Raw genomic sequence first — 11,782 nt, 5'->3', positions numbered from 1 at the left:
CCGCTGTGGCGCAGCAAAGGCTCAACCGACGGCTTACGGCCACGGAAGTTTTCAAACAGTACCGCCGCTTCACGCGAGCCGCCCTGACTGAGAATTTCCTGCAGGAAACTTTCGCCGGTTGCACGGTTAAAAATGCCTTCTTCTTCAAAGCGCGAATAAGCATCGGCACTCAGTACTTCGGCCCATTTATAGGAGTAATAACCAGCGGCATAACCACCGGCAAAAATATGGCTGAAGCTGTGCTGGAAACGGTTAAAGCCGGCAATCGGCACCACCGCTACCTGAGCACGTACTTCGTTCAGCAGCTGCTGCACATCCACCGGCTGCTCACGGAATTCGTGGTGCAGGCGGAAATCGAACAGGGCAAATTCCTGCTGACGCATGGTCATCATCGCGCTCTGGAAATGTTTGGCAGCGAGCAGTTTATCCAGCAGTTCCTGTGGCAGCGGTTCGCCTGTTTCATAGTGACCGGAAATAAAGGCCAGCGCCTCCGGCTCGTAACACCAGTTTTCCAGGAACTGGCTCGGCAATTCGACGGCATCCCAGGCCACGCCATTAATGCCGCTCACCGCCGCCACATCAATCTGCGTCAGCATATGGTGCAGGCCATGACCAAATTCATGGAACAGCGTGGTCAGTTCGTCGTGGGTCAGCAGTGCCGGTTTATCACCAACCGGCGGCGTGAAATTACACACCAGATAAGCCACCGGCAGCTGGATGCTGCCATCGGCGTTACGGCGACGGATACGGCAATCATCCATCCACGCCCCGCCGCGTTTTTTCGCCCGTGCGTATAAATCCAGATAGAAGGCCGCAATCTGTTCGCCGTCTTTTAGTACGTGGAAAAAACGTGCATCCGGATGATAACTGTCGAAGGTTTTCTGTTCTTCGAAGCTCAGGCCATACAGACGCGATACCACTTCAAACATGCCGTTAATCACGGTATCGACCGGCAGATACGGGCGGATATCTTCCTGCGAAATAGCGTAACGCGCCTGACGTAATTTTTCGCTGTAAAAGCTCACATCCCACGGCTGTAAATCAGCACAGCCCTGCTCGGCGGCAAAAGCTTTCAGCTCGGCAAATTCACGCTCGGCCTGGGGTTTGGCTTTGGCCGCCAGATCGCTTAAAAACTCCAGCACTTCGTCCGGCGAACCGGCCATTTTGGTTTCGACCGAATAATGGGCGTACGACTCAAAACCCAGCAGTTTGCGCCAGCTCGTAACGCAGGGTCAGAATTTCGTTCATCAGCTGGCTGTTATCAAACTTGCCGGCATCCGGGCCCTGATCGGAGGCACGGGTAACATAGGCGGTGTACATTTCTTCGCGCAGGCTGCGGTTTTCACCGTAGGTCAGCACCGGCATATAGGACGGGAAATCCAGTGTTAAACGATAACCTTCCTGCTCATGCGCTTTAGCCTGTTGCGCCAGCAGGTCGAGAGCGCTGTCGGGCAGACCAGCCAGCTCGGACTTATCGCTGATCAGCTTGCTCCAGTGGTTAGTGGCATCCAGCACGTTCTCGCCGAATTTAGAGGTCAGCTCAGATAAACGCTGACGGATTTCGCCGTAACGGGCTTTTTTATCGTCCGGCAGATCGACACCGGCCAGATGGAAATCGCGCAGCGCATGTTCGACGGCGGTTTTCTGTGCAGTGCTCAGGCTGTCGAAGTGCGCCGAGGCGCGCAGCTTTTTATAGGCATCGCACAGCGCTTTGTTCTGCCCCATTTCGGTACTGTACTGGCTCAGCAGCGGCAGGCAGGCGTTATAGGCATCGCGCAGTTCATCGCTGTTAAGCACACCGTTTAAATGACCGACCGGAGACCAGGCCTGGCTCAGCTCATCGTCCCAGGCTTCCATCGGCGCAATAAAGTTATCCCAGGTCGGCTCGCTGACCGTGGCCAGCAACTCGCGGATACGCTCGCGGTTCTGGTTCAACCTTTGTTCGATAGCAGGTTTGATATGTTCTGGTTTAATAGCCGAAAACGGCGGCAGGCGATGGTTTACTGACAGCGGATTGGTCGCCGCTGCCGCAGCCATTTCACTGGTAGATGAAGAAGTGGTCATAGATGCTTCGCTTCCGGAAAAGGGGCGTAGGTGAAGGTGCCTGACGGGCAACCCTTGCTCAATGCCTTATAAATTGGGTCAAATGGCCTTAATTCAAGATCATAGCGCGGGAACAGAACACAATGTCAGACGTAAGAAGCTATCAGGGCCATAGCCCGAAACTGGGTGAACGCGTATTCGTGGACCGCAGTGCGGTGATTATCGGCGATGTGGAAATGGGCGACGACTGCTCGGTCTGGCCATTAGCGGTTATCCGCGGCGATATGCACCATATCCGTATCGGCGCGCGCACCAGCGTACAGGATGGCAGCGTACTGCATATTACCCACGCCTCCGACTACAACCCCGGCGGCTACCCGCTGATTATCGGCGACGACGTTACCATCGGCCATCAGGCCATGCTGCACGGCTGCACCATCGGCAACCGTGTATTAATCGGCATGAAATCCATGATCATGGACGGCGCCATCGTCGAAGACGAAGTGATCGTCGCCGCCGGCGCGGTAGTGACACCGGGCAAACGTCTGGAAAGCGGTTATTTATACGTTGGCAACCCGGCGAAACAGGCACGGCCGATTACCGAAAAAGAACGCAGCTTTTTTACTTATGGTGCGGGCAATTATGTGCGGCTGAAGGATAAGCATCTGGCGGAGGGGTATGATCAGCCCGTGTAAACGGATGAACAAGGTCTTCATATTCTTCCACTCAATGCTCAGAATGAATGGATATGGGGATCTTTATACTCTTCTGAAAAGTGACTGCTTTGTATTACAGCTCGCTGGCCTCAAGCGTGAATTTCGGTTGAAGCTCATGCAACATATCAAACGTCGTAATGCAGCGAACGCCAAATTCTTTGCAAATATTAGGTATTTTTACCTTCTTTGTTGCAGGAGATACAGTCGATTCATGCGTAACTAAAGTAGCGCCAAGAACCTTTGCTTTAGCAATAAGCCAGGGATCTCCCTTGTTCAAGAACTTATCCCGATCTGCAAGGTTAAAATCTTGGCTCATAACATAATTGACGATATCAATAAGAACGGCCTGTGTATTTTCGTCATCATGTTTTATAAAATGTCCTGAACGAGCCTTAGCCCAATCAGCAAGTTCATCCTTCCCATCACGGAGTTCTCTTCCGATAAACTCAATACTGCCAACTTCACCCGAAGCAAATTTAGCATCCAGCCAATCCCAATACGCGGGGCAAAACGCCATACCATAATATTGGTTTTTCGCTTGAATATATGTATTCGAATCCAGTAAGTAATTCAAATGCCAACCTCATTTGCAAACTTCTTAATATTGGCTGGTTTAACATTGAGTAACTCACCAGCTTCTCTTAATAAAAGGTGCCCATTAAAAGCCTGAGAAATAACAGCTTTGGAAAAATTAGAGCTGATCTGCGCATTTTTCACCCTGTAATGACTTATTTTTTGGTCAGATTTCTCTTGTTGCTTCCACAACGCGATCTGTTTAGAGATAAAATTCTGATACTGGGCAGCAGAAATATACCCCAAGGTCAGCGCCCGACGAGCTATCACCCACTTACTCACGCGAAAATGCGCTTCCAGATTCGGAAGATTAGTTTTCCAGTCGTCCAGCACTTTCCACAATGGCCGAAACTCAACCTCTGGAACTAAAAATTCTGCTGCAACAGCATTACACAGCTTCTCACTATCCCTTTGAGCATCCTCACTGCCATCGGACAACCCAGTGATTCCTAACCAGATATGGCAGAGTTCATGAATCAGGGTGAATAATCTTGGTCCAGGAGCATCCGCATGATTAACAAAGATAACGGGCGCATACTCATCAGCGATAGCGAACCCACGAAACTCGTCAACTCGAAACATCCGCGTGTAATGCCCAAGAAAAGACTCGCGCATCACCAATACGCCCAAAGACTCGATCTTCTCGACCAGTTTACGGTAGTACTCATTACTATCGCCACGAGTCGGATGCAGACCAACACTGAGCTGCTGACGCATGTCACTGACAATATCCAGTGCATTGCCTTTATCTCTCCCACGTCCAACAACATCACAAGGGTCTGCGAGTTCGCCTAGGAGATAATCTCTGTACCATTGCTGGCGTTGAATTGTCAGCTTGATCAGATCAAGCAACTCAGCACTGGGGCGGTCAACGCCACGATCCCCCAGTGTTCTCAGATCAGGGATAGGTAGCTCATCCAAAGGAGGCTGGTGAAGAAACAGGTACCCAAAAGGAACGTGGGCTTTATTAGCATAGCCCTGAGCCTGATTGAAGGTAATAGGGCGCTTGCCCTCCTCCCAATCCATCAGACGCTCTTCCGTAACCCCGCACTTAGCCGCAAACTCAGGCAAAGCAATCCCGGAGCGCTCCCGCGCCCAAGTCAGCATCCTGTGATTAATTTGCGCCGTACTAGCCATCATGAAACTCTCTAGATATTCACCAATTATAGGGGGCCGCGCTGCTCGTCGCTACGCCTAAGGTTTAGAAAATAGACAACCTCTCCGCAGGTAATCCTGAATTTAGCGGCTATCTTCTACTACGCTCCCAATATCTACCGCCTATCCCACACCTGTGCTGCGTGATCGTGGCACATTGCGCCCCGTCAATGTCTATCAATACCATATCCGGATCATCAGTACTCCCCCCTCACCCCACAGAAGACAGCATCGCGCCCAGCGGTTACAATCGGTACGTTTTTTCATTAGCCACAAGAAGCAATTCCTATGGGCCGCGCGTACCAGAACCGTAAAGAATCGATGGCCAAAACGGCCGCAGCAAAAACCAAAGTGTATTCCCGTTATGGCCGCGAGATTTATATGTGCGCCAAAAACGGTGGTGTTGACCCGTCTGCCAACCTGTCGTTGCGCGGACTGATCGATAAAGCCAAGAAAGATCAGGTGCCCAGCCACGTGATCGAGAAAGCTATCGACAAAGCCAAGGGCGGTGCCGGTGAAGACTTCCAGCCTGCATTGTATGAAGGTATCGGCCCCGGCGGCTGCATGGTGCTGATCAGCGCCCTGACCGATAACGGCAACCGTACCTTCGGTGATATCCGTGGCATCTTCTCCAAGTGCAAAGCCAAGCTGGGCAGCCAGGGTTCGGTATCGCACATGTTCGATCACCGCGCGATGTTCGTGTTTGCCGGTGACGACGAAGAAGCCGCACTGGAAGCACTGATGATGGCCGACGTGGATGTTTCCGACATCGACTGCGAAGACGGCATGATCACCGTGCTGGTGCCGCCAACCGATTACTTCAAGGCGAAAACTGCGCTGACAGAGATGAATCCGGAAATCGATTTCGAAGTGGAAGAGATCACTTATCTGCCACAGACCGAGCATCCGGTATCCGGCGATGACATCGCTCAGTTCGAGCGTTTCGCTGGTCTGCTGAACGATCTGGAAGATGTTGCGCACATCTACCATAACGGTGTATTTGAAGGCTGATTCTGGCTTTTAACAACACTGAAAAAAAACGCCGCTGCGGGAAACTGCGGCGGCGTTTTTTATGCCTGGGCTACAGCTCAGGTTTTAGTCGGTAGTACGCATCTCCAGACGGAAACGGCTGGTAGAGGTTGGTGTCTTGCCGCTGATTTTTACAGCAATGCGTTTTTTATCGCTGAAAAATCCTAATCCGTTGGTACTGACCGAGGTGACAACTTCGTCACCGGTACCGGAACCTGCAGAGCTATATTCCATTCCGTCCCAGTCAATCACGGTCATATCCAGATCATCGGTCAGCCCGGTTAAACGGAACTCATGGTCACCACTGTCAAAGTAATCTACGTCTACGTAGTAGTAATCTTCTTCTCCCGCTTCCAGCGTCCCGAGCACGCCACTGCTGGCGGTACCGTTTTCACTCGCCGGAGTTATAAAACGGTTAGCACTGCTCTGGCTGTGATTAGCCGGTTCAGCTGCCGTTGCTTTAATCTGTTCAAATGAGGCATTTTCGCCAATACATCCAGCCAGTGTCAGGGCCAGTAACGGTAAAATAACGGGCTTCAGAGTTGCCATACTTAAATCTCCCACGCCAGTCGTACAAAGGGGCCGTAGTGGAATACGGTGTTATCACCGATACCAAACTGGCCAACCGCTTCGTAATTGGAATCCACGCTGTTGGCGGCCCCGGTAAGATCTTCGATGGTGAAGAACTGTTGCAGCGCACGGCCTTCAACGCCGAACGACATCCCGATATTACTGCCCGGCATGCGGTAAGCGACGATGTATTCCAGCTTATAACTGATCGACCAGCCCATGCCGACCGGCTCTTCGTATTCCAGATTCAGGCCGTAATTATCTTTTACAACCCGTTCAAGGTTGGCACTGCTTTGGCCGGTCATAAGACCAACGGTCACATCCATGGTCAGACCCGGGCCGTAACGCCAGCCACCACTTTCAGACAGGCTGAGGGCAAAGCCGCTTTGGTCGTGCATCGCTGCCTGCAGGTTATCGACATCAAACCACAGGCCAATCAGACGGGTGGTGTATTCCGGGTCAACCAATGCATCCGGATAGTTGGCCCGGTCGGTATAGCCGCCGCCAGAACGGGCGGTATACAGGCTGATTTGCGCCGGTTGACTGACTTCGATATAACCAAGCCCCCAGCGCGCGCCCATATTACCTTCTACCTCGGTACCGATATTTAACTGGGTATATTCGGCATCGAATTTACGCTCACCAATAATGTACTGGCCATTAAACCGGGTATCGCTGTCTTGCGGGTGGATATAACCTTCAGCGCTGCTGTTTTCCAGACGGAAAAATACACCGCCGGCTTCTACCGCACCGACAAAAGATTCCAGCTCGGTTTCACCATCGGCATTGGTGCGTACAGCGGCTGCCAGATCAAAGCTGAATGCGTTGTTACGCGGCGAGCGGAATTCCACCACATGGGCTAATGCATCACCGAATTCCACCAGATCTTTCAGATCCCCCACGTACTGATCCGGCGACCATGCGGTCTGACGCAGAGTATAAGAGGTGTAGGATAAATCGCGATAATCACCGTATTGCGTTTGCGCCGTAACAGCACAGGTTGCGGTCAGAGCCGCCACTGCCAGAGAAATTCTGATCATGACGACTCCTTAATTAAAACTGATACGCAGGGTGTAATTCATATTATTACCATCCACCGAGCTGACCTTAACCATGTGCAGACCACGGCTGTCAGGATCGGTATTACGACTGGCGTCATACCAGAGAGTCACCACTTCATCAGCTGTTCCTTCCGTGCGCGACCAACTGAGCAGGTTCAGGTTATGGTCAAATACTTCCAGATCAGCATTACCGTTCATATTGGTCAGGCTGATGGTCAGCGTACCGTTATAGCTGGACTCAAAACGACTGCCCGCCAAGCGGTAATAATCCTGCCGGTCATCCGGCCCCAGGGTTCCGGTATCACCATCGTCCATATAATCCGCATTGAAAAACGTATCATTGGATGCGGGATCAGGGTCAGGAACACCGCTGCTGTTATTGGTAATGTCAGGATAAGTATCGGCACAGCCTGCCAATATCAGACATGCGAACACTGGTATAAGTGGCTTCATAAAATGTCCCCGGATTTTTCCGCGAATATACCGTCTCATTTTAAGACGATCCAGCCACGCCAGAACGATTGTGGCTTGTAATGCCCTGATTTTTTTTACGCTGGCCTGTCAGCAGCAGATTACCCAGATATGTATTTCTCTGATCAAATCGTCACATGTCTGTAATAAATCCGTCCCATCCTCTGCGCCAATAAAATGAATTAACTTTAAGCGGAGATACTATGAACCCGAAGTTTCTGGCTGTTGCGGTAAGCACGGCTCTGCTGGCCGCCTGTGGTGGCGACGACAATAAAAACAGTAATAAAAACCCACTGGCTGAGCTGGGTATTCAGTGCGCCAGCGTAGAAAAAGCCGCTGCGTCCAGCGCAACCGGGACTCTGCAACTGACACTGATCGACAGCTATGAATCCGGTAATGATTTTGCCACCAGCTCGGCAGAAATTGTCAGCTATGACAGCTGTTCTGATCAGCTTTATGTGGTGAACGCCAAAGACGCCACCATCGATGTTTTATCACTGGCGCAAACCAACAGCGCACCGACGAAAAAAGGCAGTATCAATCTGGCCTCTGCAGCCACTGCCGCCGGTATTGAAATTGGTGCCGCCAACAGCGTGTCAGCCAAAAATGGTTTGGTCGCCGTCGCCATTGAAGCCAAAGTAAAACAGGATGCCGGTCTGATTGCTCTGTACCGCTCTGACGATCTGAGCCTGCTGGCAACTTACCCTGCCGGCAGCCTGCCGGATATGGTCACCCTGTCAGCCGATGGCCGTTATATTCTGAGCGCCAACGAAGGCGAACCAAGCGGTGATTATAAAAATGATCCGCAAGGGTCGATCACCATTGTCGATTTAAATAAAGGCTTCAGCGCCGATAAAGCCGTGGTGCAGCAAGTGCTGTTTACCGATTTTAATAACGGTGGCAGCCGGGCGGCTGAATTACCCGCCGGCGTGCGTATTTCCGGCCCGGCCGGTACCAGCGTGGCACAGGATCTGGAACCGGAATATCTGACCCTGAACAGCGACGGCAGCAAAGCCTGGGTTGCGCTGCAGGAAAATAACGCCATGGCCATTATCGATGTGGCCAACGCCCGCGTAGACAGCATTAAAGCGCTGGGAGAAAAATCCTGGAATGCAGACTCTGGCAACCAGCTGGACCCATCCAATAAAGACGGCCTGGCAGGTCAGTTTGCCAGCTACGAGAAACTGGCTGGCCTGTATATGCCGGACACCATTGCCAGCTTCGAACTGAATAACGAAACCTATATTGTCTCTGCCAACGAAGGCGATGGACGCGAATATATTTATTCCACCACGCAGCAGAACTGTGATGCGGCCAGTCATCTCTGGGATGGCGACGATTATTCTGTTGGTTCTGTTGACGCGGATGCTGTGAAATACGCTAATGAAAGCGACGACTGTATTTCTCATGTCGACGAAGCCCGTGGCGGCGACCTGTTTGATATCGTCGCTGACGCCCATCCGTTAAAAACCGCGCTTAACGATAACAACCAGCTGAAGCGCCTTAAATTGATTAACGACCGTGAGAGCATCGGCGCAGGCGACACTCTGTACGCTTACGGCGCGCGTTCGTTTTCCATCTGGAACAGCAATGCGGAACTGGTATTCGACAGTGGTGACGATATTGCCAAGCGTGTGTTTGCCGTTGAGCCGGATAATTTTAATGCCGACAACGAATTGAATTTAACCGCAGAAACCGCCGACAACCGCAGCGATGACAAAGGCACCGAGCCGGAAGCCATTGAAGTGGCCAGCATTAACGGCCGTATTTTTGCGTTCGTTGGTCTGGAACGTCAGGGTGGTATCATGGTGTATGACATCAGCAACCCGCAGGCCCCGGTATTCCAGAGCTATCTGAATAACCGCGATTTCAGCGCTGCGGTCTGCACTGAAGTGAATGTTGATGGTGAATGCAGCAATGATGTTTACAACAGCGCCGCCGGCGATTTAGGCCCTGAGTCTATCGACTACTTCAGCCGTGCCGGTAAGCATTTTATTGCCGTGGGCAATGAAGTGAGTGGTACGACCAGTGTGTATCAGCTGAATTTCAGCAGCGCTGCACTGTAACGGCTGCATTAATAAAAAACCGCGCTCCGGCGCGGTTTTTTTTATATCTCTTATGTCTCTGCGCCAAGCTTACTGGCGCATAAAATCTTCCAGCCCGCGACCAGTCGCTTTGTGAATATTGCGGAATAAATACCAGATCGCCAGGGCCAGAATAATCATGCTTGGCAGCACAATCACCGGATAACTCATCGCCGTCATTGCACCCAGTTGTTCGTTATATTCTTCGGTGCCTGGCATCGCAGTTACCATGTAGCGTGCCAGACCATAGTTCAGCGCTGATGACAGAAAGAACGAGGCAGCAATGATTTTATTGGCCATTGTCAGATGACGCTGAAAATTCTCTTCTTCGCCATGCTCGGCAACCGCCTGCTGCAGCTTTTCTGTATCGATCACTTCGTCATTCAGAATAATCATGCGCAGTAACGAATAACGGGTATTCAGGGTCAGCAGTACCGCAATGCCGATCAAACCGGGAATAAGCGCTTCTTTAATGGCAAGATATTCCGGTGGTAAATGCAGCAGGCTGATACCACCGGTCAGTAATACGCTGACAATACCCAGAATCGAAAAGGCATTCACTTTACCTGCGGTTTTCAGATCCCACAGACCAAAAGCCAGCGGGAAGGCCAGCGCCACGATAACTCCCAGTGTCGGACCAAGCATATCGTCACCACTGGCTTTGGTGAGAATCAGTGTTGGGATAACGATATTGAACAGCAGATTACTGAAAAAATTATGATTCTTCTTGCTGCTTGAGGTGGTGGTCATTAAAGGTTTCCATAAAAAATCAGGCTGGTAAAAAATAGCGTCAGCGCACATTAACGGCGCTGACGACGTTCACCACGCAGTACTGTAATCACCGTTGCGGTTTCCGGACGAACTTCACGCCACAGAGCAAAGGCTTCAGCCGCCTGTTCTACCAGCATGCCTAAACCATCAATCACTTTGCCCACGCCATTATCCAGCGCCCACTGGTTAAACACCGTAGTTTGCGTGCTGTACATCATGTCGTAGCAAACGGTTTCTGCCGTTAATACCGCCGGAGACAATGGTGGTAAATCGCCGCTCAGACTGGCCGATGTACCGTTAATGATGACATCGAAGCTGCCATTCAGTGCATCAAATGCTGCCGCTTTGATATTGCCTAAATCAGCAAAGTCCGCAGCCAGTGTTTGCGCTTTACTCAGGGTGCGGTTAGCAATAATCAGCTCCGCCGGCTGCTGTTCCAGAATGGGCTGCAGCACACCACGCACTGCACCGCCGGCCCCCAGCAACAAAATACGTTTGCCGGTTAATGTCACGCCATGATTCACCGTCAGATCGCGTACCAGACCCACACCATCGGTGTTATCGGCCAGGATGCTGCCATCGGACATTTTCTTCAGCGTGTTTACCGCCTGCGCGCGCTGTGCACGCGGGGTAAATTCATCGGCGTAACGCCAGGCATTTTCTTTAAACGGCACGGTCACGTTGACACCACAGCCGCCGTGTTTAAAGAATTTATCCAGTGCCAGCTCGAAGCTGTCGAGCGGTACCAGTTGCGCGGTATACAGCAGATCCTGACGGGTCTGCGCGGCAAATGCAGAATGAATCTGCGGCGACTTACTGTGGCCAATGGGATTGCCCACAACGGCATAAAGATCAGTCATAACTACAGCCTCACACCCATTCTTTATGGGGCAGGAAATCAGTATAAAGTTTCGCTTCAGCAGAGCCCGGTTCCGGCTGCCAGTCGTAATCCCAGTGCACCACCGGCGGCAGCGACATCAGAATCGACTCGGTACGGCCACCGGTCTGCAGACCAAAGATCGTGCCGCGGTCAAACACCAGATTAAATTCCACATAGCGGCCACGGCGGTAACACTGGAATTTACGCTCGCACTCGCCATAAGGCGTGTCTTTGCGCTTCGCCACAATGGGTACATAAGCATCGATATAACCGCTGCCCACCGCCTGCATAAAGGCGAAGGATTTTTCAAAATCCAGTTCGCCGTCCCACTCGTTCAGGTCGTCGAAAAACAGACCGCCGACACCACGGCTTTCGTCACGGTGTTTAAGGTAGAAATAGTCGTCACACCATTTTTTGTATTTGGCAAAA

11 protein-coding genes and 1 pseudogene are annotated in these 11,782 nt (G+C 51.6%); 3 read left to right on the top strand and 9 right to left on the bottom strand.

Annotated elements, in window-relative coordinates; genetic code table 11:
• A pseudogene (gene prlC, locus B3P58_RS20825) lies at positions 1-2,037 on the bottom strand (oligopeptidase A); the annotation flags it as partial.
• Positions 2,038-2,186: 149 nt separating this feature from the next.
• Between prlC and B3P58_RS19310 the strand changes: the two are divergent.
• Entirely contained in the window at positions 2,187-2,738 is a 552-nt protein-coding gene (locus B3P58_RS19310) for a gamma carbonic anhydrase family protein (protein ID WP_286719858.1), read from the top strand.
• Between the two features lie 94 nt (positions 2,739-2,832).
• Here the strand turns inward: B3P58_RS19310 and B3P58_RS19305 are convergent, their stop codons facing one another.
• Together B3P58_RS19305 and B3P58_RS19300 are read right to left on the bottom strand one after the other, a co-directional pair.
• Positions 2,833-3,333, bottom strand: a complete 501-nt coding sequence (locus B3P58_RS19305) for a DUF4411 family protein (RefSeq protein ID WP_286719855.1) — start codon at positions 3,331-3,333, stop codon at positions 2,833-2,835.
• The gene (locus B3P58_RS19300; protein WP_286719852.1) at positions 3,330-4,472 is read right to left on the bottom strand and encodes a helix-turn-helix domain-containing protein; all 1,143 of its coding nucleotides are present in this window, start codon (positions 4,470-4,472) and stop codon (positions 3,330-3,332) included. The genes B3P58_RS19305 and B3P58_RS19300 overlap by 4 nt, the downstream gene beginning before the upstream one ends.
• Before the next feature lie 303 nt (positions 4,473-4,775).
• On the opposite strand from B3P58_RS19300, the gene B3P58_RS19295 reads away from it, so the two are divergent.
• Entirely contained in the window at positions 4,776-5,498 is a 723-nt protein-coding gene (locus tag B3P58_RS19295) for a YebC/PmpR family DNA-binding transcriptional regulator (protein ID WP_145467257.1), read from the top strand.
• 84 nt (positions 5,499-5,582) lie between these two features.
• Here B3P58_RS19295 and B3P58_RS19290 read toward each other — a convergent pair whose 3' ends face one another.
• The 3 genes from B3P58_RS19290 to B3P58_RS19280 are packed head-to-tail and all read right to left on the bottom strand — an operon-like array spanning position 5,583 to position 7,600.
• Positions 5,583-6,065 (bottom strand): hypothetical protein, encoded by a 483-nt coding sequence (locus tag B3P58_RS19290; RefSeq protein ID WP_286719850.1) that lies wholly within the window; start codon positions 6,063-6,065, stop codon positions 5,583-5,585.
• Between the two features lie 2 nt (positions 6,066-6,067).
• On the bottom strand, positions 6,068-7,126 hold the full coding sequence (locus tag B3P58_RS19285; RefSeq protein WP_286719848.1) for a hypothetical protein: 1,059 nt from the start codon (positions 7,124-7,126) through the stop codon (positions 6,068-6,070).
• Positions 7,127-7,135: 9 nt separating this feature from the next.
• Positions 7,136-7,600 carry a hypothetical protein gene (locus B3P58_RS19280; RefSeq protein ID WP_286719846.1) on the bottom strand — a complete coding sequence of 155 codons (465 nt, stop codon included), beginning with the start codon at positions 7,598-7,600 and terminating at the stop codon, positions 7,136-7,138.
• 221 nt (positions 7,601-7,821) lie between these two features.
• Between B3P58_RS19280 and B3P58_RS19275 the strand changes: the two genes are divergently transcribed.
• Positions 7,822-9,684, top strand: coding sequence for a choice-of-anchor I family protein (locus tag B3P58_RS19275; RefSeq protein WP_286719844.1), 1,863 nt, complete (start codon positions 7,822-7,824; stop codon positions 9,682-9,684).
• Between the two features lie 69 nt (positions 9,685-9,753).
• Here B3P58_RS19275 and B3P58_RS19270 read toward each other — a convergent pair whose 3' ends face one another.
• From B3P58_RS19270 to B3P58_RS19260, 3 genes are all read right to left on the bottom strand, one after another.
• Entirely contained in the window at positions 9,754-10,452 is a 699-nt protein-coding gene (locus B3P58_RS19270; RefSeq protein ID WP_286719843.1) for a VC0807 family protein, read from the bottom strand.
• Positions 10,453-10,502: 50 nt separating this feature from the next.
• Positions 10,503-11,333: a shikimate dehydrogenase gene (aroE, locus tag B3P58_RS19265; RefSeq protein ID WP_286719841.1), complete on the bottom strand. Its 831-nt coding sequence runs from the start codon at positions 11,331-11,333 to the stop codon at positions 10,503-10,505.
• Between the two features lie 10 nt (positions 11,334-11,343).
• Positions 11,344-11,782, bottom strand: a 439-nt coding sequence (locus B3P58_RS19260; protein ID WP_286719839.1) for a coproporphyrinogen III oxidase, incomplete at its 5' end; no start/stop codon positions are given.

Origin of the sequence: Thalassolituus sp. UBA2009, assembly GCF_002335285.1 — a bacterium.
Taxonomy (GTDB): domain Bacteria; phylum Pseudomonadota; class Gammaproteobacteria; order Pseudomonadales; family Oceanobacteraceae; genus Venatoribacter; species Venatoribacter alkanivorans.
The sequence above is the reverse complement of the archived record's forward strand: the minus strand, read 5'-3'. Positions and strand labels throughout refer to the sequence as shown.

Bases quoted from the DNA above. Each gene is read 5' to 3' on its own strand.
- B3P58_RS19310 (WP_286719858.1), top strand. From the start codon at position 2,187: ATGTCAGACGTAAGAAGCTATCAGGGCCATAGCCCGAAACTGGGTGAA.
- B3P58_RS19300 (WP_286719852.1), bottom strand. From the start codon at position 4,472: ATGATGGCTAGTACGGCGCAAATTAATCACAGGATGCTGACTTGGGCG.
- B3P58_RS19295 (WP_145467257.1), top strand. From the start codon at position 4,776: ATGGGCCGCGCGTACCAGAACCGTAAAGAATCGATGGCCAAAACGGCC.
- B3P58_RS19290 (WP_286719850.1), bottom strand. From the start codon at position 6,065: ATGGCAACTCTGAAGCCCGTTATTTTACCGTTACTGGCCCTGACACTG.
- B3P58_RS19285 (WP_286719848.1), bottom strand. From the start codon at position 7,126: ATGATCAGAATTTCTCTGGCAGTGGCGGCTCTGACCGCAACCTGTGCT.
- B3P58_RS19280 (WP_286719846.1), bottom strand. From the start codon at position 7,600: ATGAAGCCACTTATACCAGTGTTCGCATGTCTGATATTGGCAGGCTGT.
- B3P58_RS19275 (WP_286719844.1), top strand. From the start codon at position 7,822: ATGAACCCGAAGTTTCTGGCTGTTGCGGTAAGCACGGCTCTGCTGGCC.
- B3P58_RS19270 (WP_286719843.1), bottom strand. From the start codon at position 10,452: ATGACCACCACCTCAAGCAGCAAGAAGAATCATAATTTTTTCAGTAAT.
- aroE (WP_286719841.1), bottom strand. From the start codon at position 11,333: ATGACTGATCTTTATGCCGTTGTGGGCAATCCCATTGGCCACAGTAAG.